Origin of the sequence: Thermomonas sp., from assembly GCF_019104945.1 — a bacterium.
Taxonomy (GTDB): domain Bacteria; phylum Pseudomonadota; class Gammaproteobacteria; order Xanthomonadales; family Xanthomonadaceae; genus Thermomonas.
Genome location: NZ_JAHRWW010000020.1, coordinates 38,798 through 63,789 on the forward strand (window position 1 = coordinate 38,798; position 24,992 = coordinate 63,789).

The window sequence follows — 24,992 nt, forward strand, 5'->3', positions numbered from 1 at the left end:
GATCAAGCTCCTAAAAATGTTTCGCCAAACAATTTGCGTGCCGATCCAAGCCGGAGTTCGCTGCGATCTAAATAGCTGGCCAACCGGCTGAGATTGAAGTCTCCCGCCAAATACGGTTCGACCCATTCGGCGCGTTCGATATGAATCAAAAAATCTTCGGCACTGGAAGGGTCCATGGCCGCACGCAGTATCTGCCGGTCTGCGCCATTGAACCCCACCAACATGCCGCGCTGATTATCGTTGGCGATCAAGACCGATAGTTCCAGATCCGCTCGCGCCACAAAACCAGCCAAGAGGTCTAACCAGAATGCTGCCACCTGATAGCGGTAGGCAGGGTCACGCGGCAGCGGGAATGCCAACGCTTTGTCTATCGCCACATCACCACCACTCAGTAGTGGTTGTAAGAGCAGCCCCAATGCAGGCAATAGCTGCTTAAGCGCCACCGCAGGAAGCCCTGCGTCACGCAACAGCATGTGCAGGTCGCCTAGACTCGTCTGCTCTAGGAATGCTGCATAAGGCGCCTCATATGCAGAGGGTGAGGTGGCAATATCCAAATGTGCACCCGCCAGCTGCATGAGCGTGGCTTCGGCATTTTCCTGTGTGCATGCCAAGGCCATTAGGCGGGCCAGTTGCCCCCAGGTGGGCTGCATGATCAATGCGCTGCGCGCTAAAAATGACAAGGGCTCGGTAACGTCCAAGCGTGTGGCGGCCAGCAACGGAAAGCGACGGCCAGAGCTGTCGTGGCTGGGGCGAATATGCCCACACAACGCGGTTTTGTTGCGTGTTCCAATAAATGCAAAATGCCCTGCGGATGCATTGTCGTAATGCTGCTTCCATTGCGGCACTTGGCTCATCAATTCCAGACCCTCACCCGCCCAACGATCCAGCCACGCGATCAGTTGGTGCTGGCTGCCGTGGCGAACGAAGTCGCCGCGTGCAGGAATTTTTCCAAAGTACGAGACCTCTCCATGGGTGGATTGATTCATTGCCCGCCTCCTGCCACGGCATTGTTGCCTGCACTTGCCACACTAGAAGCTGCGATTGGCGTGCCTCCAGCCACCGTGGCTGGAAGCTGCAAACCGCGCTGCCAATCGCCACCACCTGTGCTGCTTGCTGCGTTACTTCCTGCGCGGCGCACGATCCGCATTTCCACGGCCACGCTGATACCACCTTCAGACCATGTGATACGGGTCGAACCGTCTAGTTTTTCAAATTCACCACTAGACATCAGGCGATCAAAGCCATTGGACCCGGGCGCATTGAAGACATCCACGGTGCGTCCATCACTGGTAACCGCGCTAATACGCGCACCCGGAACCTGCCCGATATTTGGATATTGCATCGTCACCCATTGCGGTGGGGTATTGCGGTAACGCAGTTGCTGCCCGTCAATTTCAAGGGTGTACTCCACCGCGCCAATCGCGGGAGATGGCAAGACCTCGAAGATCGTGGCGTCTTGCTCACCCGATGCCGCACCGCTAACCCAACTGCCATAGTTGGCGACTAGCTCAGACGAAAGGTTCACCCCCATTCCCGCCCAGCGTCGTACTTCCAGCAAGGGGCCACGCTGCAACACAAGTGCGCCCAAGGCCTCTTTGTTGAAGGTGGCAATGCTGCCGTTGGCGCCAAAGATTGTGGCAACATCGCTTGCGGCCGCATCTACATCCGAGTTCAAATTAAACGGGTACTGCGTGCCTATGCCAGCCACAAAGGGATCAAGCACCTGTGCCTTCCAACTGCGGTTGATCTCTGCCTCGGCAGGCGCAATAAGCGCCGCATAGGTTTGTGTAATGGGGCGCAGCAGTAATGGCCGCAGAACATTGCGCTGCGATTCATCCATTCCCGAGAGCAGTTGTTCATCCACCAGAGACAGCGCAGCGCTGAGTTCGGAGCCTTCATTGCTCAGTGTGTCTTGCATCAGCTTGCGTGCACCGATACCAATTTCACCTTGCGTTTTGATGTTGTTCAAACGGCTGCGCAATTTTACGAGTGCATCGAAATAGGCAGCATCGAGCGGGGGTTGATCGCCCCGCGCCATGGTGAGCCGAGCAATGGGTTCAAACGCTTTACCAATTGGGCCAACTGGTTTTTTCGCCATTTCGGCTGCGGGATTTTTACGCAGAATCGTGCGTTGGAACCACGCCATGAAGCCTTTGCGCTCTTGCAACGCACGCGCTTGTTGCGGTGGGTTATCCCAAACGGTTTCTTCGTTGATCTTATCGAGCAAAACACGCAGTGGTGACGTTGTTGCATTGCCTAAGCGGTTGACCTGTGCAACCGCATCATTGAATGAAGTGAAGTCGGCAATACTTAGGCCAGCCAAAAACTTCCCCCATTCGTGCGCATATTCGCGCTTGTACATCCCCGACAATTCGCGTGCAACGTACTCCGGGCTTCCCGCCAATGAAAGATCACTTTGCTCGGTGACATCTAGCACCCAATCGGTAGTGCTTAATTGAGTATTGGCCGCTTCTTTAATCGCATTTTGCACATAGTCTTCCCATGCCTTGCGGGTGAAAGCACCCGATACGGCATAGCTTCCCGAGATCAGCCCCTTGTTATTCTCACCCACCAGAGAATTTACCGTTACAGTTCCAAAGCGTGCCGCTGCGCGTGCCTTGATCTGCGCAAACACGCGCTCAACGGCGGGCTGCCCCTTCATGACTTGGCTAAGTGCAAGCCGTGTATCCGTGATGAGCGTTGCCTTGGTTTGAATCTGCGGCCAACCCGGCTTACCCGCTTGGGCCACGTAGAAGGTCAGCAGTTTTTCTGCGGTGCGCACCATTTCTTCACGGCTCATTTGCCCTCGGTTGGCATCGAGCCAAGCCCGCCAAAACAGCGTGAGCTGTTGGGCTAAATGGCTACTTTCTACGTGCTGCGGCTGCCCCAGCATGAGGTATGTTTTTAGCGCGTTATACGCATCATTGGTGTTGGTGGGTGAGGCATTCTGATAGAGCACGTCACTCTCAACGGCCGTTACTGCGGTTTGTCCAAGTTTGCCGCGGGCTTCAACCACGCTTGCAAGATATGCCTCAAGGCTGGCCACCGTGGGTGCCAGCATCACTTGCTGCATGCCGTGGTTGTATTCGCGCAACAGTTTTTCGCGAATGGCATCACCTTGATACAGGCCAAGATGCGTCGTAATGCCCCCTTCTTTTGCGTAGTGATCCAGCTGCTCCATGCGATCTTGCAGGAGCTGCAGTGCCTCCAAGCGTGCTTTCAAATCCACACGATTGTGTTGCAGCGCAACCGCTTGTTGCAGATCGCGGCTGGCGTTGCGCACAAGCTGCGCATTATTGGAATACGACCAAGCCCACGCACCCATCAATAATGCCAGCGCAGCAACCGCACCAAGGAAAACACCGTAGCGCATGCGCTTTTGATATGGGCTGGAATACTGCCGCACCAGTTCTTTGTCGGTAAAGATTACTTTCCGAAACAGGTCTTTAAGGAAGAAGGCGGTTTGCCCCACTGGGGCCACGTCCACATTGGAGCTACGCTGTAGATCAAACTGCTTGCTGATCCGTTCGGAGGCGTGGTGAACCGAACGCCCTTCCTGCACGGCGCTGGAAAAATAAAACCCACGGAACACGGGTTTGAACTGGTATGGGTTGTCTTCAAACAACGTAGCAATGAAGCTGCGTAGTGCCGGTTTAATTCCCACAAATTCCAGCGGCAAGGACAGTAGCCCAGGCGACACCGCGCGCCCACGCTGCATGGCCATGTGCGTGAGCCCCACGTCTTTTAGGCCTTCTGCTAGTTCATCAAAATGGGCATCGAAAGCACTGAGCGCATTGCTCTGCTGCTGCACGTCAAACGGTAGCGTAGCGCCCCATACATGCTCGCGCTCGCCCGGATCTAGTGACTGAAAGAACTCGCTAAACCCAGCAATGAGATCCGCCTTGGTAAACACCACATAGACCGGTGCAAACACTTCAAGCCGTTCGGTAATTTCCTGCACGCGCTGGCGCAAGTTTTTGGCAAGTTCGATTGCGAACTCTGGCTTGCTGCCCGAGAGTTCAGCAATGCTCGCCGCGATGATGACACCATTGATAGGGGCGCGCGGGCGATTCTTTTTCAGAAGATCAAGGAAGGTGAGCCATTCCAAGCGGTCTTCTATATTCACCGAATATCGGCCCGCGGTATCCAACACGATACCATCGGTGGTGAAGTACCAATCGCAGTTGCGCGTGCCACCAATGCCTTGCACCACGTTGCGGTGGTTGTCTTCAAAAGGAAACTGCAGGCCGGAATTCAAAATGGCCGTACTTTTCCCTGCCGCAGGGTTGCCAATGATCACATACCACGGCAATTCATACAGCGCAGCGCTGCCCTTCAGCACCCCCATGCGTGATGCTTTGATTTGCTTTACCGCGTCTTGCATCCGCGAGCGCAGCGCTTCGGTGTCGGCACGCTGGGCGGGAGCTGCATGCGCTACGGCGCGGTCACCCTCGCTTTGCAGCATTGCATCCATCTGCTTGGCCGAACGCCGCGCCTGCAGGCGCCGCACGCCCCATGCAATCAAAGCAATTACAAGCCCTACCGCCACGGCGATCGCCAGCCAAACACCCATCTGGCGCATGCGCTCACCGCCTTGCTGGGTAACGGCAACCGCACCAATAAGGCTGATCAGCATCCATAACCGGTAGTCACGGAGGTAATAGGTGAACGTGCTCAATCGCATGCTGAATTTCCAAAGACTGTCATACGCGCTCGCCAACAAGAGAGCGTGATAGGGGGGATGGGGTTAGCAGGGAAAAGTGGAATGCGGAGCCTGCTGCAACGCTTTGCACTAAAACACTCTCGGCGCGCTGTTGTATTTGCGCTTGCGCGAGCGCCAATTGCGCCAGCGGCAATACCAAACCAAGTTCGCCCGCACTTGCACGTAGCGAGGCTCCCTGTCGAACGGGGTCTAAATCGGGATTGACCGCAACAGCAACACTCGCCGCATGGAGCGCGGCATCACCATGCAAGGTGGCGTCATGCACGCTGAACTGCAGGCTATCGGGTGCTAAGCCGGTGCTCTCCCAGTACTCAGTAACAGCGGAGACGCAATGCCTGCGCAGCGCAGCGGGACGCTGCCGAGTGTCGTCATTGAGCACAACCAATTGTGGCAGGCACAACCAAGCATCCTGCTCTTTAGCTGCGGCGTGCGAGGACAGCAGCACCCCTGCCGCGCCCTCGCCCGGAACGTCGCCAGCGCTACGTTCGGCCGTTGCTAGCCTTCCGCTGGCATCCCACTCGGCCAATAGTTGCGGGTCGATATACGAAGATGCAGCAAGCAGCAGATGCTGTTGCATTGCGTCTTGTTCCAGTGCCACCGCTATGTGCCGCAGGCGCTCCCAAACGGCGTCCACAGAGGCTAATACCGTCACTTGTATGTCGAACTGACCTACTTCAAACCCCATTTGTTGCGCTTGTTTATGCAGCCAATCGGCTAACCAATGCCGATAGGTATCGCCCCAGGTTTGCGGAACAAGCAGTTCAATTGTGACTGAGCACTTCAGCGGCTTGGTATCATTGCGGCGCAGGCCGGCCACAACCACTTCGGGCGTATGTTCGGCAATAGGGAGCCGCGAGTAGGCTTCATGCAGCAGTGTTTCTAAAACCGGTTGCAGGAGCATGAGGGCACGCTGCTCATGCACGCGTACGGCACCGGTGGCGGAAGCCAAAACATCCCCATACCGCGCTTCCAGTGCATCAACTTCACACGCTTGAACCGGCAGACCACGGGCATCGCGCAACGTGCTGCTCAGTGGCGGTAACGGCAAGCGATGTCCGTCATTGAGCCAAGCGTCAGCCCCTAGCCCCAACCATGTATGCAGGCTTGCCGCAGCCACTGCCGTCTGCTGGATCGCTACGGGCTTGTGCACACCCGGCTGTTTCGCTGTACTGGTCAGGGTGATGTCGGCATTAAGCGCTTTATTCATCCCACTGTGCAACGCCGAGCGCAACATCCAACCGCCACCGCTGACCGCAACCGGAGCGACACCCAGCCACATCAGCATTTCCATCCCCGTGGGGGTTCGGCCGCTGCTACGCCAGTACAGAATCATCACGCCCCAAGTAAAAACAAACGCAGCAATCACCGAGACGGCTCTCCCCAGCCACCTTGCCATTACCTTGTGTCCCCCGCCTGCGAACTTGCCATTTCGCACCGCTTAGCGCAGGTGGACGCGGGTTTGTGAAGCAATCAGTGATGCACCACAGCTGGTCTTGTCACCATGACGGGCAACAGGTTTTCCGTCGATCACGACCGTGGCATCCCCTGAAACGATCGTGCCGGGTCCATGCAAACTGCACACCGTTTGGTCGCCGATACGCGCTACGAGCAGGCCATCGATATCGGTTTGGCTACTCGGCGGCAGCACGGCACCGCCATGACTTAATTTGTCACCCGCTACAATAAATGGACGTGTCACGCCAACAAGCTCCCTGCCTAGCTACACGCGGTAAACCCCCTTGGAATACCGGAATCTCGTGTACTTAGCGGCCAACAGGATATCAGGACAAAGCAGGATATGTCACAAATTTTGACATAAAACTGACAATTTGCGGCAAATATTCAAATACATCATGGCGTGGCTGTAAGTGCAGCCCGCCTTTCTTTTCGTGCCTGACGGCAAGACGACGCCATTTCCACGTGCACGTAATCTTTGATGCTTTGCCAATTTCCACCCCAATCAAGACCCGCCTGCACCGCGAGCTGGCCATAAAGGGTGTAGCCCCGACGCACCCATTCGTCTTCCATGTCCCATTGCAGCTTGCCATCACGCAGCAGGGCGCTATCCACGCCCAATCCGTATTGGTGGCAGCTTTGCCAAGCTCCAGCACGCGTGGCTTTTCCTCCTGCCGCAAGTGCTGCTTGTCGCTCCGGGCTTCGATAACCTTCCACCAAGACCAACTCATAGCCATATTGGCGCCGCATCACCTCAAAAATTGCCAATACGCGTTGTTGCATATCGGCCTCAACCCCTTCCCAGCGCCGATCAGCCGTTACAAGCTCCGGACGCAGACGGCGTATTTCTAGCGTCGTAAATAACTCCGGCGGCGCTGGCGGTGGCGGCGCCAGCCGTTCACCGCGCAGTAACTGGGCGATCATTGAACTGGATTCAGCCATATCATCTACTTGAAAATCGTCTAACAACACAGTTTGGCGCGTAAACAGAATGACTGTTGTCGGTACAACCAGCAGGATGCCGGCCACCAAGAGCACCAGCCAATGGCGCCGAAAAAAGCCCAGCCTCGTCTGTGAATACGTACCCGCCTCCTGCGCCAGCAGCCCCCCTTGCCGTCGCATGCCTTCGGCCAATTCTGGAAACAACAGTGCGGCACACAGCAGCACCACGAGCACTGCAACCCCTACCATCCCTGCAACGACCCACATCACCCCATCCTTTTTGCGTCAAAAAGTTGACGCACCATTCAAAATACCCCGAGAATACATGCCGAGGGGGGAGCCTCACCGACATGGACGCAAGTCCAAGGCTGGATGCACTTGAACGGCAACACACATCAACGCCCTAACCTAATGGCGGGCAACCCTACTCTTACCCCAAATAAGAGCGGGCGCATTTTGGCAGATATGGAGGGGCAAAGTGCAAGCCCAAAATCGCGCACATCGCCTCCAAAGCGCAAAGCAGCTCTTTGGTGGTCGCTTGCAACACTCGGCGTTGCCGCTGCGGCGTTTAGTATCATTCCTCAGCCATCTCCACCCGAGGCTTTGACACCCGCCAAGCCCGTTGCCACCCTGCCTGTCCTACCGTCTGCACCTACAACCAACGCTGCATCCGTGGCCATGATTGTCGATGCACCACCTGCACAACAGGCGGCAGATAGTGCAGAGCCACCACCGCAAGCGGCGCCTCTGAGCGCAGCAACAACGCAGCACAATACGCTGGACCAAGTTGCATCTATTGCCGCACCTGAATCAGCAAAACCAACCATGCAGAGGCAGCCGCGCCCCACCAAGCAGGCGCGCGCAAGTACAGGCAAGGGTGCGAACAAAAACAAAGATCAAGAAGACCTACTCGGCACCTTGCTAGGACTCATTGAAGGCAAGAGAACGCCCGATGCAGCCGCCAAACCCGTCGCGTCTGCACCACAAACAATGGATGAACTGGTCGCCAAACTCAACGCCGAACAGCAGCAGCGTGCTGAGGAACAACGCAAAGCGCTGGAGGCCGTTGCGGATAAGCCTAAGCCGGTAAAACGTTAAATTGCGAAGATACCCTTAGGGTTCTGTTCTCTGCGCGGCTACGGATGCGTTTTGCGGCGCCTTCGCACAACGTAGGCGCTGAAAAAATGCTACTGCACGTTCGCGCTTGTGACTAAGCCAATACCAGCCAAGACATAGCACGACAAAGGCGGCGAGCAGCGCAGGCGGCGGCACTTGCATGCGCTTGGCTTGGGCGGCAAGCAGCCCGCAAAGCAAGCTGAACCAAGTGAGGTGCAAAGCGGCGCGGGTGGGGCCAAAACCAGCGTCTTGCATGATGTGGTGAATGTGGTCGCGTCCGGCTGAAAATGGAGAACGCCCCTCTTGGATACGCCGCACAATAAGCACTAGGCAGTCCATGAGAGGTACAGGCAACATCCATAACGCCAATACGGGGTTCACCGGATGGCTGGGATTTTGGGTCAAGCGAAAACTTACCCACACGATTACAAGACCAAGCAGCGCGCTTCCCGCATTCCCCAAAAATACTTTGGCTCGCGGACGCCACGGCAGGCGCACATTCCACATTAAAAACCCCGCCAGCGCACCACATAACACGGACAGCCGCTCAGCCAACACTTCGAAACCGGAATACATTGCCGCTGCAGCCAGCATGATCAGTGCGGCCAGCCCCAATAAGCCTGCTTGACCATCTGCACCATCTACCATGTTGACAGCGTTGATCACGCCAATTGTGGCAAATACGGTAAACGGAACCGAAAGCCAGCCAAGCGAAAATTCGCTCATGCCAAATACTGGGCCAATTTGCTCCACCCGCACACCGCCCCAATAAATGAAAATCAGCGCTGCGACGGCCTGCAACAAGATGCGCGTGTACCAGCGCATATCGCGCAAGTCGTCATAAACGCCCATGGCGACGATAATCGTTGCAGATAGTAGAAACGCATGCAGCGTATGAGTTCCGGATTGCTGCCAAAAGAAAATGCCTACACAGCCCAAAAAGATGGCCACTCCGCCGATCATTGGTGTGGGGACGACATGGTCTTTACGACCAACAGGGTGATCCAACAACCCTAGCTTAAACGCCAGCGGCTGCAACGCCCACAGCACCAAAGCCGTGACAACAAAAGTCAGAAATACTGCTAATAAGTCAAAGCCGTAGAGATTGCGCAGCATCCGTTACTTCCTCGCCATTCCTTGAGCTGGATTCTATAACTTTCCGGCTACATCTTTCGAGTTTAAAACTAAAACGGCGGCACAAAGGCCGCCGTTCGTTTTATTCGGAGCTATCTGCTTGCTCTGTGTCTGCGTCTGAGGCATCCAGCGTGGCATCCAAACGCTCGATCGCCTGCAGCTTTTCACCTTCGGCCAAACGCATCAGGGTGACGCCCTGAGTGTTACGGCCTACCTGCGAGATGTCGGAAGCAGGGGTGCGCACCAAGGTGCCGCCGTCGGAGATCAGCAGAACATCGTGGTGGTCGGTGAGTTGGATCGCGCCAACCAGCGCACCGTTGCGCTCGTTGGTCTTCATCGCGATGACGCCCTGCGAGCCGCGCCCCTTCTTGGGGAATTCGTCAAGCACGGTGCGCTTGCCGTAGCCGTGTTCGCTGGCGGTGAGAATATCGCCCTCGCCGTCCAGCACGATTAGGCTGACAACGTCTTCACCCTCGGCCAGTTTCATACCGCGCACGCCGGTAGCAGTACGGCCCATCGGGCGCACGGTATCACCCGCAAAGCGCGCGGCCTTACCGTTGCTGGCAAACAACATGATGTCTCGACTGCCGTCGGAGAGCTCAGCGTTCACCAGCGCATCGCCTTCGGCGAGGTTGATAGCGATCTTGCCACGCGCCAGTTTGAAGGCGTATTCGGTAAGCGGTGTTTTCTTCACTGTACCGTTTTTAGTGGCGAAGAACACGAACTTGCCTTCTTCGTACTCGCGCACCGGCTGCACCGCCTGTACTTTCTCCCCTTCTTCCAGCGGGATCCAGTTGATGATCGGCCGACCGCGTGCATTGGGGCCTGCCTCTGGCAATTGATATACCGGCAACCAGAACACACGGCCATTGCTGGTAAACGTGAGCAAGGTGTCGTGGGTATTCACCAGCCATAGTTGGTCGATGAAATCTTCGTCTTTGGTCGAAGCGGCGTTGCGGCCCTTGCCGCCGCGCTTCTGCGCACGGTAAGTGGTGGCCGGCTGGCGCTTGGCATAGCCTGCGTGCGAGAGCGTGACCACCACGTCTTCCGGAGCGATCAGGTCGAGGATGTCGAGGTCTTCCTCAGAGGCGCGGATTTCGCTGCGACGCGGGTCATTGAATTCAGCTTTGACTGCGCGCAATTCTTCGCGGATCACGTCGAGCAGCACGTCGGGATTTTCCAAAATGCGGATCAAACCGGCGATTTCTTCGAGGAGCTGACGATATTCTTCGGTGAGCTTTTCCTGCTCCAAGCCGGTGAGGCGGTGCAGGCGCATTTCCAAAATTTGCTGCGCTTGGGTTTCGGTGAGCTGGTAGCCGTGCTCCAGCAGACCCACGCCCTTGGGGAGGTCTTCTGGGCGACTGGCTTCGGCACCGGCCGCACCAAGCAGCGCCCCCACCAAGCCGGGCTGCCACACCTGCGCCAGCATGCGTTCTTTGGCTACACTAGGGTTTTCCGAGGTTTTGATCAATTCGATCATCGCATCGATATTAGCGAGCGCGACGGTCAAGCCTTCCAAAATATGCGCGCGGTTACGCGCCTTGCGTAGCTCAAAAATGGTGCGACGGGTAACCACCTCGCGGCGGTGACGCACGAAGGCTTCTAGAATTTGTTTGAGATTGAGCAGTTTCGGGCGACCATCGACCAAGGCCACCATATTGATGCCAAATACCGATTCCATCTGGGTTTGCAGATAGAGGTTATTGAGCACCACATCGGCAGATTCGCCGCGTTTGATTTCGATATAGATGCGCATGCCGTCTTTATCAGACTCATCACGCAGTTCGCTGATTCCTTCGAGCTTTTTCTCTTTGACCAATTCTGCGATCTTTTCGATCAGCTTGGCCTTGTTCACCTGATACGGAATTTCGGTGACGATGATCGACTCGCGGCCGTTGTCGGCTACTTCGATATCGGCCTTGGCGCGCATGCGCACACGACCTTTACCGGTGCGGTAGGCCAGATGAATGCCGCCCACGCCATTGATGATCCCCGCTGTGGGGAAATCGGGCCCAGGGACGTATTCCATCAGACCGTCGATGTCGATTTCAGGGTCATCGATCAGCGCGATGGTGGCGTCCACCACTTCGCCCAAATTATGCGGCGGGATATTGGTAGCCATGCCCACCGCGATACCAGCCGAGCCGTTGATCAAGAGGTTCGGCACGCGCGTAGGCATAACCGTGGGCTCTTGTTCTTTTTCATCGTAGTTGGGCTGGAAATCAACGGTTTCTTTGTCGATATCGGCCATCAACTCATGGGTGAGGCGCGCCATACGCGCTTCGGTATAACGCATCGCAGCAGCGCTGTCGCCATCCACCGAACCGAAGTTACCCTGCCCGTCCACCAACAGGTAACGTAGCGAAAACGGCTGCGCCATGCGCACCAAGGTGTCGTACACCGACTGGTCGCCGTGCGGATGGTATTTACCGATGACGTCACCGACGATACGCGCCGATTTGTAATACGGTTTATTGCTATGTGCGCCGAGCTCGTTCATGGCGAACAGCACGCGCCGGTGCACGGGCTTTAAGCCATCGCGGACATCGGGAAGCGCGCGCCCTACGATCACGCTCATGGCGTAATCGAGGTAGCTGCGACGCATCTCGTCTTCCAGTTTGACGGGAATAATTTCCTTGGCGAGATCGGCCATTTTTTATCCGTTTCTGCGTGATTTCAGGCCCGTAAACGCCTAGCGCACACCCCGTTGCGCAAGCGTTGTTTTACGGGAATTTCAGCAACACGGAAGTGTACCATTTTTGGCCGTCTAAAGCAGCCTTTGCACCTAAAGAATCAGACAGTTATCGCGCAAACAGCGCTTGCATTTTCGCCGTGTCTGGGGACTCGATTACGCCTTGTTCGGTGACAATGGCATCGATCAAATCGTGCGGGGTCACATCGAACACAGGGTTCCATGCCTGTACGCCTTCAGCCACGGTGCGCTGACCTTGGAACGCAAGCAATTCTGCGGGGGCGCGCTGTTCAATCTCGATCAAATCACCGTGCTGTGTACCCATATCCACCGTGGACGAAGGGGCCGCCACCATAAATTTCACCCCGTGCCGCTTGGCGGCAATGGCGAGCTGATAGGTGCCGATTTTGTTCGCGGTATCGCCATTGGCGCAGATACGGTCCGCGCCCACGATCACCCACTGCACTTGCCCGGTTTTCATTAGATGCGAAGCAGCGGAATCAGCGATTAGTGTGGGCGCGATACCGTCTTGCTGTAGCTCCCATACGGTAAGGCGCGCACCTTGGTTCCATGGCCGGGTTTCGGTGGCGAACACGCGCGCGATACGCCCTTCGGCAACGCCTGCGCGAATAACACCTAACGCTGTACCAAAGCCCGCGGTGGCCAAAGAGCCGGTATTGCAATGGGTGAGCACACCGCTGCCCTGCGCAATCAACGCAGCACCTGCGCGGCCCATGCTGCGGTTGGCGGCAAGGTCTTCAGTTTCAATCGCGCGCGCTTCCTGTTCAAGCACTTCTCGCCAAGTGCTTCCTGCCTGCACCAGCACGCGACGCATACGCGCCAATGCCCACGCCAAATTCACCGCTGTAGGACGGGCTGCATTCAATCGCTGCAGCGCGGGCTCTAGCTGGTGTAACGCCTCTTCGGCGGTGTTCGCTTGCACTGCACGCGCCGCCAACACCACGCCCCACGCGGCGGCGATACCAATAGCAGGTGCGCCGCGCACGGTGAGTGCATGAATGGCGGCTGCCACGTCATCGCTGCTGCGACAAATTTCGTGCGCAACGGCAAATGGCAATACGCGCTGATCCAAAAGTTCTAATGATTCGCCTGTCCAGCGAATGGGGCGGATATGGTCGTAGCGGTCGTAGTCAATCGCAGTCATGGGGTGTCAAATCCTTATAGGCCGCGCTTAGGCGCGTGCGAAATCAAAAGCGAGTACATCGGCAATACGGTCGGTGCGCAGCAGTGCCATCAGCAGCCGATCCACACCCAGCGCCACACCCGCGCAGGCGGGAAGGCCGCGCCCTAGCGCAGCCAGCAGTGCAGTATCAACTGGAATTTCAGGAAGGCCGCGCTGCGCGCGAACGCGCACATCGCGCTGGAAGCGCTCGGCTTGTTCGCGGGTATCAATCAGTTCGTGATAGCCGTTGGCAAGCTCCAATGGGCCGAGATAGAGCTCGAAGCGTTCTGCCACCGGCGGCTCGTCTTGCCGAATACGCGCCAATGCAGCCTGCGAGGCGGGCCAATCGTGTACGGCAAGCAGTTGATCGTGCGCAAATTTGGGCTGCAGACGATGGGTCATCAGTAGGTCCAGCCAGTCGTCGCGGGTGAGCCCAGCGGCATCAATCTGCACATCCCCCAATGCCGTCTGCAGCGTTTCAATGCTGGCGGTAAATGGGTCGAGCCCGAGCATGGAATGGTAGATCTCGCGAAAAGTGACGATCTTCAATGCAGCACTGCGTTCAACCAACGCCAGTGCGCTTTGAATGAGCGCTGCGGTTTCTTCTAGCAGGCGCAGATGATCCCAGCCCACGCGATACCACTCCAGCATGGTGAACTCGGGGTTATGGCGGCCACCGGCCTCACCATCACGAAACACGCGCCCCAACTCATAGCAATCGCCCACGCCCGCAGCAAGCAGGCGCTTGAGTGCGAATTCGGGCGAAGTACGCAGCCAGCGAGTGCGCGGCGCGCCATCGGTACGCCCGGAGAACTCTAATGAAAACGAGGCGATATTCGGCTCGGTATTGCCCGCCAGCGAGAGTACTGGCGTTTCCACTTCCAGCACGCCACGCGCATAAAAAAACTCGCGCACCAATCGGTTAAACGCGGCACGCAGCTGCAATGCGTTGTTCACGAATGCAGGCCCGCCTGCGTTGCAGCTAACGGGAGCGTGAGAATATCGCGCTCATCGTCACGATAGCCACTCGCCAAATACAGCGCCTTTGCGCGTGCATTATGGTGGTTGACCTCCAGCCGCATGACCGCAGCGCCCTGCGTCTGCGCCCAATCACGCGCGAGTGCGAGCGCCTGTTTGCCCCAGCCGCGCCCACGCACTGCAGGCGCAAGATAGAGTTCATCCAGCAGTACATAGCGCCCGCCTTGCTCCACGCTAAAGCACCATCCAAGAATGATATAGCCCACACAAGGAGGCGTTTCGCTTTGCAGTATGAGTACTGCACCATTTCGTGCGTCCTGCAGAATTTGTTGCAAGCCAGGCTCCACCTGCTTGGCAACATAAGGAATATGGTCTTCTTCGTAAAAGGTTTTGAGCATGGCAAGCACGCCGGTGAAATCTTGCGGCCGCGCAACGCGCAAGCTAAGCGTGTCAGACATCGTCAACTCCCGTGTTGGGCTAAAAACGCAAGCAATGCGGTTTCGTCCCATACTTCAATACCAAGCTCTTGTGCTTTCGCAAGTTTCGAACCCGCTGCTTCACCGGCAACAACTAGCGATGTTTTTTTCGACACGCTGCCCGCTACTTTTGCACCAAGCGCCTCAAGTTTCGCTCCGGCTTCGTCGCGACTCATTGCCGAAAGGCCTCCCGTAAGCACCACGGTTTTACCCGCCAGCGGCCCATCGGCACTGCGCTGCGGCGTGCCTTCCGGCCAGTGCACGCCAGCCGCTTGCAGCGCGGCGATAGCTTCGCGGTTATGCGGTTGGGCGAAGAAATGTGCGATGCGAGCGGCAACGATGGGGCCAACGTCTGGCACCTGCTGCAGCGCTTCTTCGCTGGCCTCCATCAGTGGTGCAAGCGCGCCAAAATAACGCGCCAGCGTTTTGGCCGTGGCCTCGCCTACATCACGAATGCCCAGTGCAAATAGCAGGCGCTCGAGTGTTGTGTTGCGACTTACGGCAATGGCGTCAACCAGATTTTCAGCCCATTTTGTTGCAATTTTTCCAGCTTTGACGGTTTCTGGAACTTCGCCAGACGCCTCGTCTGCGCGCTGTTTCATGGCAATAAAATCATCCACGCTGAATATGTAGAGATCGGCAATGCCATGAACAAACCCGTATTCGACTAATGCATCCACAAAGCGATCGCCGAGGCCATCAATATCCATTGCACGGCGTGATGCAAAATGGATCAGTGCCTGTTTACGCTGTGCCGGGCATACCAACCCGCCGGTGCAGCGGGCAACGACTTCGCCATCAAGCCGTTCGATGAGTGAGCCGCAATCGGGACAGTGCAGCGGCATATGCCACGGGTGGGTATGTGCAGGACGGCGCTCATCGATCACGCGCACTACTTCTGGGATCACGTCACCCGCGCGTCGCACGATGACGGTATCGCCCACGCGCACATCGAGGCGCTCTACTTGATCCGCATTGTGCAAGGTGGCGTTTGTCACTACTACGCCTGCCACCTGTACCGGTTCAAGCCGCGCCACGGGCGTGGCTGCGCCAGTGCGGCCAATTTGAATATCAATCGCTTCAACCTTGGTGCTTTGCTCCTGCGCCGGAAACTTGTGCGCAATCGCCCAGCGCGGCGCGCGTGCAACAAAGCCCATGGCGCGTTGCTGGTCGTAAGCGTCCAGCTTATACACCACGCCGTCGATGTCGTAAGGCAGCCTGTCGCGCATCACACCGATGCGCTGGTAATAATCAAGTAGCCCCTTGGCACCTTGCGCAGTTGCTACCAGTGGGCTGACGGGAAAACCTAATTCACGCAGCCATTGCAAGGTTTGTGAATGGGTGGGGGGGAGCGCAGCGCTTACTTCACCTAGTGCATAGGCATAAAACGCCAGCGGCCGCTGCGCTGTAACGCGAGAATCTAATTGGCGCAGCGAACCTGCGGCCCCATTGCGTGGGTTGGCCAAGGCTTTTTCACCTTTCGCACGGGCCTGCGCGTTATAGGCTTCAAACCCTGCGCGCGGCATATAGACTTCGCCGCGCACCTCTAAAATAGCGGGTGGATGTGAACCGCGTAAGCGCAGCGGAATGGCCTTGATGGTACGAAGATTGGCTGTGACATCTTCGCCGGTATTGCCATCACCGCGCGTCGCTCCGCGCACAAAAACGCCGTGTTCGTATCGCAGGCTAATGGCCAGCCCATCGAACTTGGGCTCTATCGAGAACAGCGGTTCGGGTTCGCTTAATTCTTTGCTGATCCGTGTAACAAACTCTTGTACATCCTGTTCGCTAAATGCATTACCCAGCGACAGCATAGGCACCGTATGCGGCACCTCTGCAAAGCCTTTTGACGGTGGAGCGCCCACGCGGCGGGTGGGTGAATCGGGCGTAGCCAGCTCTGGGTGCGTGGCTTCGAGCTGATCCAGCTCACGCAGCAGAGCATCGTATTCCGCGTCAGGAATCGTTGGATCATCCAGCACGTGATAGCGGTAGCTGGCTTCCTGCAGCCGCTCACGCAATACGGCTACTCGCTTTGCAATCTCGCTCATACCCTTACCAGCGCGTTGTTTTACTCAGTGCAGGCGCCGCATTTTGGCGGTCATACGCGCGCAATTCTTCGCGGATATGCTGCACGCGCTGCCGACCGAGCGCGCTGCGCTCTTCATCTAGTACGACACCATCCAGCAGCCCCGCCATGCGCTGTGCCGCTGGCTCCATAGTTTCCCAAGCCTCTAGTGCCGAAACAGGTGCTGGGAGCGTGAGGAAAAAGGCAATGGCGGGTGTTTCCATCTCATTGATGGTCGCCATTTCAAAACTGCCAGGCTTGAGGATATTGGCAACGCTAAAAATTGGCCCAGCTTCTGGGCGGCCGTCCACCATGCGGTGATAGACATTCATATAGCCATAGCTCAGCCCCGCTTTTTCTGCGGCAACGACGATATCGGGGCCATGCAATGTGGCGCCGGATTTGGCCGCCACGTAGAGCGAAATAATGCGATCGAACTGATCGCTGGGGCGCTTACCTGGTTCAAAAATAGCTGGAGCTGCGGGCAGTGGCAGCTCTTCTTGCTGTGCCTGCTCATCATTCCAAGTGTCGGACTGAGATTCACCTGCATTCGGCTCTTGCCGCGCCTCTGCTGAGTTGCTCCGTTCACGCGGCAATCGCCGTCCCTGCCCTTCTTTACGGCTGCGCCCAAAGAAAATGATCGCGCCCAGCAGTAGTGACATCGCCACTGCAATACCAATTCGAAGCAAGGTCATATCCGACATCAATTTCTCTCCATTTTTATTCTTACACCGCGCCCACAAGGCGCGCAGCTTCTGCCAAATCTACCGATACAAGGCGCGATACGCCGGGCTCACGCATGGTGACGCCTGAAAGCTGACGTGCCGCCTCCATCGTGGCTTTGTTGTGCGTGACGAATAGGAATTGCACGGCCTCACTCATTTCACTGACCATCGCCGCCAGCCGCCCTACGTTGGCTTCGTCCAGTGGCGCATCGACTTCGTCGAGCAAGCAGAACGGCGCAGGATTAAGCCGGAAAATCGCGAACACCAATGCCACTGCCGTCATCGCTTTTTCGCCACCCGAGAGCAACGAAATACTGGATACACGTTTCCCCGGTGGGCGCGCCATGATGGTGACGCCGGTATCAAGTAGATCATCACCGGTGAGTTCAAGATAGGCGTGGCCACCGCCAAATAGACGCGGATAGAGTTCCTGCACGCCCGAGTTCACGCGATCAAACGTGTCTTTAAAACGACTGCGTGTCTCGCGATCGATCTTGCGGATGGCCTCTTCAAGGGTTTCCAGCGCTGCATTGAGGTCGGTATTTTGCGAATCCAAATAGTCCTTGCGCTGTGCCGCTTCTGCGTGCTCGGCAATCGCCGCCAAGTTGACCGGCTCAAGGCGGCGCATTTTTGCATCGAGCTCGCTCACCGCACGCTCCCATTGCGTGCTATCGGCGGCATCTTCTAGGCTCGACAGAAGCTCATCCATTACAAAGCCTGCATCGACCACGGCCACCGTAAACTGTTCAGCCTTCAGCACCAGCGCCTGTTGATCGAGGCGACGCTGGCCAATCGCTTCGCGCAGTTCTAGCGCCTGCGCGTCACGCTGCTGGCGTACTTGTTCAAACTGGCGTAGCTCGTTATCAATACCTTCAAGATGCGCGCGCGCTTCGGCCAGCTCGCGGTCCACGCGCACGCGCTCACCCAACGCGATTTGGCGCTCTTCTTCAAGTAGCAACACTGGCGCATCGCCTTCTGCAAGCTGCGCGGCCAAATCACCAAGACGCGTATCCAGCTGCCCGCGCTGGCCACCCATGCGTTCAAGCGCCTGCGAAAGTGCGATCACCTGCACGCGCTGCGACTCTAGGCTCAATGCCAGCGCATGCGCGGCGTCGCGGGTTTCGCGTGCTGCGTTGCGTGCGCTATCGCGCTTATCGGTGAGATAGCGGCGTTCGTTGTCGAGGGTTTGCCGGGTCGATTCAAGGCTACCCATGCGGCCCAGCGCGTCTTCAATGCGAATGCGCGCTTCACCAGCCTGTTCTTTATTGGCCTCTAGTGCTTCTTCTAGCTGCGAAAGCTCAGCATCAATCCGCTCGATGCGCTGCCGCGCAGTCTCCAAGCGCCCCTGCTGGCTCTGCAACTGGCCGGCCAGCTCTGACACGCCACGATGCTCCAAATACAGCGTGCGCTGCGCTTCTTCGCGCTGCTGTTCGGCCTGCAAATGCGCATCACGTAGCTGCGCAAGCCGCGCTTCGAGATCACGCTCATGCGCTACGTCGCGTTCAATCTCGGCGCGCAGCGTTTGGATTTCTTTTTCGCGCAGCAAGGCACCTTGTTTGGCGGCACCCGAGCGCGCGACACGCACCCAGCCATCGCCCAAGCGCTCGCCACTGCGTGTAATGACAGACTCACCATCGCCCAACTGCGCCTGCAATGCGCGCGCTTCGGCGAGCGTTTGGGCACCATGCAGCCGTGCCAACAAGCGACGGATGGCGCGTGGCCCTTGCACTTTGGAAGCCAGCGATGTCGCCGGATATGCTGTGTCGTCCTGCACCGAAGACACCAGCGCCAAGCGGCCGTCACCCAGTTCCGCCAAGGCTTCAACCAACTGTTCTGGCGCCTCCACCAGAACGCCTTCAATCAATTGGCCAAGTGCAGCTTCTACTGCATTTTCCCAACCCGACTCCACCTGCAGGCGTTCACCTACGCGGGTGGCATCGGTTAGCCCTTGCGCTTGCAGCCACTGGGCCGCGGCGCCCTTTTCTTGCCCAAGCGCGGCGGCTTGCAATGTTTCTAAAGAGGCCAAACGGCCGCGCGTGGTCTGCGTTTGTTTGCGCAGCTCCGAGAGTTCCACCTGCGCACTGCGCTGCTGTTCTTGCAGATCTGCGCTGGACTGCTTACGCGCCTCTACTTGCTCCGTCAGCATCTCCAATGCTTCTTTGCGCGTCTCATGTTGCAGGCTGATCTGTTCGAACGCATCACTGAGCGTGTCGAGGTCAAGCCCTGTGCGCTCTTCACGCAATTGCTGACGGCGGCGGTCGGCATCCAAAATTTGCCGATCTAAATGTTCGATGCGTGTGCGCTCCACGTCGCCCGCACGTGCGGCATCGGCCTGATCGCGGCTATGTGTATCCCAGCGCTGCTGCCACTCAGCCAGCCGCGCTTCCACTTCGCGCAGCGCGTCTTGGCGTTCTAAATCTTGTTCTTGAAGAAGTTCTAGGCGCGGCTCAGCGTCTTCAACTGCCGTACGCAGCACGTCGAGTTTCTGCTGATCGCCACTGATGGTGCTGCCAAGTTCGGCTAGTGCGCTTTGCGCTTCGTCGCGCGCGCGCTGCAGGCGCACCGATAATTCGCGCTGGTGGGCGATTTGCTGCTCGACACGGGCCAATTGACTGCCGATCTGATACACCGCAGCCTGCGCCGCATTTAGCCCTTCACTGGCCTCTTCACGCTTGCTACGTCCGCTTTCCAGCTCGCTTTCAGCGTGTCGCTGCTCGGCCACCAGCTGCTCCAGCCGGGTCTCTTCGCGCCCCAGTTTTTCGCGCTGCCCCTGCAGACGGATATCGAGTGCGCGGTATTCCAGCGCCTTCCACTGCGCGTCTTTAATTTTGCGCTCAGATTGCAGCGCGGTGTACTGTTCGGCCTGACGGGCTTGACGGGCCAAATGCTGCAGCTGCTTATCCACCTCTTCGCGCAGGTCGTTCAAACGGTCGAGATTTTCGCGGGTGTGGCGAATGCGGGTTTCGGTTTCCTTGCGGCGCTCTTTATATTTGGAAATCCCGGCCGCTTCTTCCAAATACACGCGCAGCTCTTCGGGCTTGGCGTCGATCACCTGCGAGATCATGCCCTGCTCGATGATCGAATAACTACGCGGGCCAAGCCCTGTTCCCAAGAACAGGTCGGTGATGTCGCGGCGGCGGCATTTGCCGCCATTGAGGTAATACGCACTCTGGCCGTCGCGGCTCACCGTACGTTTGACCGAAATCTCATTAAACGCCGCATATTCACCGGTAATGGTGTGGTCGGTATTGTCGAAAATCAGCTCAACACTGGCCTGCGAAACAGGTTTACGCGCCGAGCTTCCGGAAAAAATAACGTCGGTAAGCGAGTCGCCACGCAGGCGACTGGCTGCGCTTTCGCCCATCACCCAGCGAATTGCATCAATAATATTGGACTTGCCGCAGCCGTTCGGCCCCACAATGCCGGTCATATTGGTCGGCAAATGCAGCGTGGTGGGGTCAACGAAGGACTTGAAGCCAGATAACTTGATGGTGGATAGGCGCATGCGCGTCAACGAACCTTAATCGGCGTTTGGGTGCCAAACGAATGAGTATAACGGTGGTTATTGGCGCTCGCCGGGCAATTTTGCCTCGATCGACAGCGCGTGAATATCGGTTTGCAGCATCTCGCCCAGTGCCGCATAGATCAGTTTATGCCGGGCCAGCGGCAGCTTGCCATGAAAGGCCGCACTTTCCACATAGACGCTGAAATGCCCCTGCCCGAGCTGGCTACCGGCATGCCCAGCGTGCTTGTGGCTGTCATCGCGAATCTCCAGCACCGCAGGCGCAAGAGCTTGGGTGAGCCGCTCGCGTATGCGCTCGATGCGCGCCGGGTTGAGCCGTGGAATATCGGCCTCGGTCCATGGCTGGGTCACGGCAGCACCTTCAAGAAAGGACGCACATCCACCCGCACATACACACCCGCCGCGCAGTACGGGTCGGCATCGGCCCACGCCCGCGCGTCCTCTAACGAAGCGAATTCGGCAATCACAATACTGCCGGAAAAGCCCGCAGGGCCTGGATTTTCAGCATCAATCGCCGGGCAAGGGCCGGCCAAGAGCAGCCGCCCTTCATCACGCAGCGCATGCAGCCGCGCCAAATGATCGGCCCGTGCAGCCAACCGTTTTGCCAGAACATCCTGCCCGTCGTGCCCTTCAACCGCGTACCACATTGGCCTACTCCTGAATGAATCGTTCCCTACATTGTAGGCGCTAAGGCTAGACAGCCGCCGCACAAGCTTTTACCCTTAGCGCGTCTTAACGGCCCGAACCAGCGGCCTGCGCGATCTACGGCAACCCCCGAGCCGCTCCGCGCCCGTCAATCCGGCCTCTCTGCTTAGCGCAACGTAACCCGGCCCTCGTGGCCCCTGCACAACCCGTGTGGCCCGGAGGGGGCCGCTCACCGATGACATCCGAAACCAGCACCGGCTCAACCGCCGCTGCCGCCGCGCAAAATCCAAACACGCGCCCCCAGCAGCAGGAAATGCCGCTGGCGATGGTGCTTGGCCAGCCGTTGGTGGAAGTTCCGAAGGATTTGTACATCCCGCCGGACGCGCTGGAAGTGATTTTGGATGCGTTCGAAGGCCCGCTCGACCTCTTGCTGTATCTGATTCGTCGGCAAAACCTCGATATTTTGGATATCCCAGTGGCGGAAATTACCCGCCAATATGTGGATTACATCCAAGCCATGCACGAAATGCGTTTCGAGCTGGCCGCCGAATATCTGCTGATGGCCGCGATTTTGGCCGAGATCAAATCGCGCATGCTGCTGCCCCGCCCCCCCAGCGAGGAGGGTTTAGAAGAAGACCCGCGCGCGGATTTGGTGCGCCGCCTGCAGGAATACGAACGCTACAAAAAAGCGGCAGAAGATATCGACACCCTCCCGCGCCAAGAGCGCGATACCAGCCTTGTAAGTGCCTTCGTACCCGACCGCGCCGCCGTACGCCTGCCGCCCCCCGTGGAACTGCGCGAAATGTTGCTGGCGCTGCACGACGTGCTCAAGCGCGCCGAACTATTCACCCAGCATGCGATTAAGCGCGATGCGCTCAATGTGCGGCAACGCATGGGCGAACTGCTCGACCGCCTCGCCGACGGCGCATTTCATCGCTTTGAATCACTATTTTCGGCGGAAGAAGGGCGGCTTGGCGTTGTGGTGACCTTCCTCGGCATGCTGACGCTGGCCAAAGAACAGTTGGTCGATATCGTGCAGGAAGCACCGATGGCCCCGATCTACGTAAAATCGCTGGTTACTGGCGATGACGCCCCCGCGCTGGAAACCCTATCCAGTGAATTTGACGACCCAGAGCCCGCCGAATTTCAGGCATGACCACCATCGACCAATCTCTTGTGACACGCGTTGTTGAGGCGGCCCTACTCGCCTCCAGCCACCCGCTGCCGCTCGTTCAGCTCAAAGGCCTATTCCCACTCGACGAGCCCGCTCCCGACAATAGCGTGGAAGCGGCCTTACTCGAACTACAAGACGGCTGCGCAACGCGCGGTGTAGAATTAGTAGAGGTGGCTAGCGGCTGGCGCTATCAGGTGAAGACCGATGTCCACCCTTGGGTGGCGCGGCTATGGACAGAACGCCAAACCAAATACACCCGCGCCACTTTGGAAACCTTGGCGCTGATTGCCTACCGGCAGCCGATTACGCGCGGAGAAATCGAACAAATCCGCGGCGTCACGGTGAACAGCAACATTATTAAGGCGTTGGAAGAACGCGACTGGATTCGATCCGTAGGGCATCGCGATGTCCCCGGTAAACCAGAGCTTCTTGCCACCACCAAAACCTTTCTCGACTATTTTGGCTTGAAGCGGCTCGACGAGTTACCACCGCTATCAGAGCTAAAAGATATCGGTGAACTAGAGCCACAACTGCCATTTGAACCCGCAATTCCCGTTTCAGCGGCTGCACTTGATACTGAAACACCCACGTTAAATACCCCCCTTGGAGACGACGCCATCCCGGCCTCGTCGGAGCACATCAATGAGTAATGAAACACCCCGCCGTCCGTTGAGCCTGAAGCGCAGCACCGGCGAAGCAGCCGCCACCCCACATATCAGCGAGCGCTTGCATAAAGTATTGGCGCAGGCCGGCCTAGGTTCGCGCCGCGCGCTGGAACAGCGCATTGCTGAAGGCAAAGTCAAAGTGAACGGCGAACCCGCGCAAACGGGCATGAGCGTCACCGGCGGCGACAAGATCGAAATTGACGGCAAGACCTTTGTTGCCAGCGCGCTGACCGAACCCTCGCGCGTGCTGATGTACAACAAGCCAGAAGGTGAAGTGACCACGCGCGAAGACCCCGAAGGCCGCCCCACCATCTTCGACGCACTGCCCAATTTGAAGGGTGCGCGCTGGATCGCCATTGGCCGTCTCGACATCAACACCACGGGCCTGCTGCTGCTCACCACCGACGGTGAACTCGCTAATGCGATGATGCATCCCAGCTTCGAAATTGAACGCGAATACGTCTGCCGCGTGCGCGCACCGGAAGGTGACGACAGCGTTTCCGATAAGGTGGTTGATCACTTGGCACGAGGCGTTGCCTTGGAAGATGGCCCAGCCAAATTCGACGAAGTAGAACGGATTAGTGGCAACGAGGCCGGTGAAGGCAAGTCTCATGACTGGTTTCGTGTACTCCTGAAAGAAGGCCGCAACCGCGAAGTGCGCCGCTTGTGGGAATCGCAAGGCTGCCAAGTGTCGCGCCTGAAGCGCATTCGCTATGGCCAAGTGCGCCTGCCGCAACCGCTGCTGCGTGGTCATTCACAAGAACTTCCTCAGGCCGATGTCGATCAGCTGCGCAAAGCGCTTGGTCTTGAAGATGGAACGCCCTCCGCGCTCACCTTGATGCCAGTACTCGGCCAGCGCAAAGCCGCGAAGCAAGTCATTGCAGGTAATGCGCGCAGCCACGGCTATACCGGCGGCCACAGCACTGCTGACGAAGGGCGCGAGTTGCGTCGCTTCGACACCATGCGCGAAGATCGCGGCCGTCGCGGCGGTGGCAAGCGCCCCAGCGGCGGCCTCACCGTTACCGGCGAAATGGCGGCCAAACAAGCCGACAAGCGAATGAAGTTCAAAGGTCCGCGCCCACTTGGCCAGCGGATGAAGCCCGGTGAGCAGCGCGGCGAAGGTAACCCAGCCGCAATGCGTACTTGGTACGTGCCAGATGGTGTGGATACAGGTCCTTCGGGGCACCGCAACCCAGGCCAACGCGGCCCGAAGAAATTTGGAGCGGGTGCAGGCAAGCCGCGCCCACAGGGTGGCGGCTTCGGTGAGCAGCGTGCCCCCTACGGCGAACAGCGCGCACCCTATGGCGAGCGCGGCCCGCGTGCGCCCAAACCCTTTGGCGAACGTGGCCCACGCCGCGAAGGCGGCTTCAGTGCTGGTGGCGAAGGCCGCCCGCAGCGCGCACCGAAGCCTTATGGCCACCCCGGCAATGCGCCGTTCTTCCCGTCGGACCACGCGGGTGGTGGCTTCAACCCCTACGGCGGCGGCGCCAGCCACG

Annotated in this window: 17 protein-coding genes and 2 pseudogenes; 4 read left to right on the top strand and 15 right to left on the bottom strand. The window is 57.9% G+C overall.

Annotated elements, in window-relative coordinates; all coding sequences use genetic code 11:
• Nucleotides 1-2: 2 nt before the first annotated feature.
• From tagF to KUL77_RS06015, 5 genes are all read right to left on the bottom strand, one after another.
• The gene (tagF, locus tag KUL77_RS05995) at nucleotides 3-986 is read right to left on the bottom strand and encodes a type VI secretion system-associated protein TagF (protein ID WP_297144464.1); all 984 of its coding nucleotides are present in this window, start codon (nucleotides 984-986) and stop codon (nucleotides 3-5) included.
• Nucleotides 983-4,684, bottom strand: coding sequence for a type VI secretion system membrane subunit TssM (gene tssM / locus KUL77_RS06000; RefSeq protein WP_297144466.1), 3,702 nt, complete (start codon nucleotides 4,682-4,684; stop codon nucleotides 983-985). The genes tagF and tssM overlap by 4 nt, the downstream gene beginning before the upstream one ends.
• A gap of 19 nt (nucleotides 4,685-4,703) precedes the next feature.
• Nucleotides 4,704-6,059: a hypothetical protein gene (locus tag KUL77_RS06005; protein WP_297144469.1), complete on the bottom strand. Its 1,356-nt coding sequence runs from the start codon at nucleotides 6,057-6,059 to the stop codon at nucleotides 4,704-4,706.
• Between the two features lie 102 nt (nucleotides 6,060-6,161).
• Nucleotides 6,162-6,422, bottom strand: a complete 261-nt coding sequence (locus KUL77_RS06010) for a PAAR domain-containing protein (protein WP_297144472.1) — start codon at nucleotides 6,420-6,422, stop codon at nucleotides 6,162-6,164.
• Between the two features lie 152 nt (nucleotides 6,423-6,574).
• A complete protein-coding gene (locus tag KUL77_RS06015) occupies nucleotides 6,575-7,387 on the bottom strand; it encodes a M15 family metallopeptidase (RefSeq protein ID WP_297144475.1) in 813 nt (270 codons plus the stop codon).
• Between the two features lie 405 nt (nucleotides 7,388-7,792).
• On the opposite strand from KUL77_RS06015, the gene KUL77_RS06020 reads away from it, so the two are divergent.
• Entirely contained in the window at nucleotides 7,793-8,218 is a 426-nt protein-coding gene (locus KUL77_RS06020; RefSeq protein ID WP_297144477.1) for a hypothetical protein, read from the top strand.
• 15 nt (nucleotides 8,219-8,233) lie between these two features.
• Here the strand turns inward: KUL77_RS06020 and KUL77_RS06025 are convergent, their stop codons facing one another.
• The 10 genes and pseudogenes from KUL77_RS06025 to KUL77_RS06070 all read right to left on the bottom strand — a co-directional run bounded on the left by KUL77_RS06025 (nucleotide 8,234) and on the right by KUL77_RS06070 (nucleotide 21,659).
• Nucleotides 8,234-9,352 (bottom strand): MraY family glycosyltransferase, encoded by a 1,119-nt coding sequence (locus KUL77_RS06025; RefSeq protein ID WP_297144480.1) that lies wholly within the window; start codon nucleotides 9,350-9,352, stop codon nucleotides 8,234-8,236.
• Between the two features lie 142 nt (nucleotides 9,353-9,494).
• Nucleotides 9,495-12,023 (bottom strand): annotated as a pseudogene (gene gyrA / locus KUL77_RS06030) (DNA gyrase subunit A); the annotation flags it as partial.
• 148 nt (nucleotides 12,024-12,171) lie between these two features.
• Nucleotides 12,172-13,227 carry an S-methyl-5-thioribose-1-phosphate isomerase gene (gene mtnA / locus KUL77_RS06035; protein WP_297144486.1) on the bottom strand — a complete coding sequence of 352 codons (1,056 nt, stop codon included), beginning with the start codon at nucleotides 13,225-13,227 and terminating at the stop codon, nucleotides 12,172-12,174.
• A gap of 27 nt (nucleotides 13,228-13,254) precedes the next feature.
• The gene (gene epmA / locus KUL77_RS06040) at nucleotides 13,255-14,202 is read right to left on the bottom strand and encodes an EF-P lysine aminoacylase EpmA (protein ID WP_297144488.1); all 948 of its coding nucleotides are present in this window, start codon (nucleotides 14,200-14,202) and stop codon (nucleotides 13,255-13,257) included.
• Nucleotides 14,199-14,681 (bottom strand): GNAT family N-acetyltransferase, encoded by a 483-nt coding sequence (locus tag KUL77_RS06045; protein WP_297144491.1) that lies wholly within the window; start codon nucleotides 14,679-14,681, stop codon nucleotides 14,199-14,201. The genes epmA and KUL77_RS06045 overlap by 4 nt, the downstream gene beginning before the upstream one ends.
• A gap of 2 nt (nucleotides 14,682-14,683) precedes the next feature.
• A complete protein-coding gene (gene ligA / locus KUL77_RS06050) occupies nucleotides 14,684-16,747 on the bottom strand; it encodes an NAD-dependent DNA ligase LigA (RefSeq protein ID WP_297144493.1) in 2,064 nt (687 codons plus the stop codon).
• Nucleotides 16,748-16,751: 4 nt separating this feature from the next.
• Entirely contained in the window at nucleotides 16,752-17,468 is a 717-nt protein-coding gene (zipA, locus tag KUL77_RS06055) for a cell division protein ZipA (protein WP_297144496.1), read from the bottom strand.
• Between the two features lie 22 nt (nucleotides 17,469-17,490).
• Nucleotides 17,491-20,994, bottom strand: coding sequence for a chromosome segregation protein SMC (smc, locus tag KUL77_RS06060; protein ID WP_297144499.1), 3,504 nt, complete (start codon nucleotides 20,992-20,994; stop codon nucleotides 17,491-17,493).
• Nucleotides 20,995-21,051: 57 nt separating this feature from the next.
• Entirely contained in the window at nucleotides 21,052-21,363 is a 312-nt protein-coding gene (locus KUL77_RS06065; RefSeq protein ID WP_297144505.1) for a BolA family protein, read from the bottom strand.
• A complete protein-coding gene (locus tag KUL77_RS06070; RefSeq protein WP_297144506.1) occupies nucleotides 21,360-21,659 on the bottom strand; it encodes a YciI family protein in 300 nt (99 codons plus the stop codon). Before KUL77_RS06070 ends, KUL77_RS06065 begins: the two co-directional genes overlap by 4 nt.
• A 311-nt stretch (nucleotides 21,660-21,970) precedes the next feature.
• Here KUL77_RS06070 and KUL77_RS06075 point away from each other — a divergent pair, with 311 nt between their 5' ends.
• The 3 genes and pseudogenes from KUL77_RS06075 to KUL77_RS06085 form a co-directional block, all read left to right on the top strand.
• Nucleotides 21,971-22,813 (top strand): ScpA family protein, encoded by an 843-nt coding sequence (locus tag KUL77_RS06075; RefSeq protein WP_297144518.1) that lies wholly within the window; start codon nucleotides 21,971-21,973, stop codon nucleotides 22,811-22,813.
• A 5-nt stretch (nucleotides 22,814-22,818) separates the two neighbouring features.
• Nucleotides 22,819-23,364: pseudogene (gene scpB, locus KUL77_RS06080) on the top strand (SMC-Scp complex subunit ScpB); the annotation flags it as partial.
• Nucleotides 23,365-23,473: 109 nt separating this feature from the next.
• Nucleotides 23,474-24,992: pseudouridine synthase (locus tag KUL77_RS06085; protein ID WP_297144509.1), on the top strand; the 1,519-nt coding region annotated here is incomplete at its 3' end.

Bases quoted from the DNA above. Each gene is read 5' to 3' on its own strand.
- ligA (WP_297144493.1), bottom strand. From the start codon at position 16,747: ATGAGCGAGATTGCAAAGCGAGTAGCCGTATTGCGTGAGCGGCTGCAG.
- KUL77_RS06045 (WP_297144491.1), bottom strand. From the start codon at position 14,681: ATGTCTGACACGCTTAGCTTGCGCGTTGCGCGGCCGCAAGATTTCACC.
- KUL77_RS06070 (WP_297144506.1), bottom strand. From the start codon at position 21,659: ATGTGGTACGCGGTTGAAGGGCACGACGGGCAGGATGTTCTGGCAAAA.
- mtnA (WP_297144486.1), bottom strand. From the start codon at position 13,227: ATGACTGCGATTGACTACGACCGCTACGACCATATCCGCCCCATTCGC.
- KUL77_RS06025 (WP_297144480.1), bottom strand. From the start codon at position 9,352: ATGCTGCGCAATCTCTACGGCTTTGACTTATTAGCAGTATTTCTGACT.
- tagF (WP_297144464.1), bottom strand. From the start codon at position 986: ATGAATCAATCCACCCATGGAGAGGTCTCGTACTTTGGAAAAATTCCT.
- KUL77_RS06015 (WP_297144475.1), bottom strand. From the start codon at position 7,387: ATGTGGGTCGTTGCAGGGATGGTAGGGGTTGCAGTGCTCGTGGTGCTG.
- KUL77_RS06075 (WP_297144518.1), top strand. From the start codon at position 21,971: ATGCCGCTGGCGATGGTGCTTGGCCAGCCGTTGGTGGAAGTTCCGAAG.
- tssM (WP_297144466.1), bottom strand. From the start codon at position 4,684: ATGCGATTGAGCACGTTCACCTATTACCTCCGTGACTACCGGTTATGG.
- zipA (WP_297144496.1), bottom strand. From the start codon at position 17,468: ATGTCGGATATGACCTTGCTTCGAATTGGTATTGCAGTGGCGATGTCA.
- smc (WP_297144499.1), bottom strand. From the start codon at position 20,994: ATGCGCCTATCCACCATCAAGTTATCTGGCTTCAAGTCCTTCGTTGAC.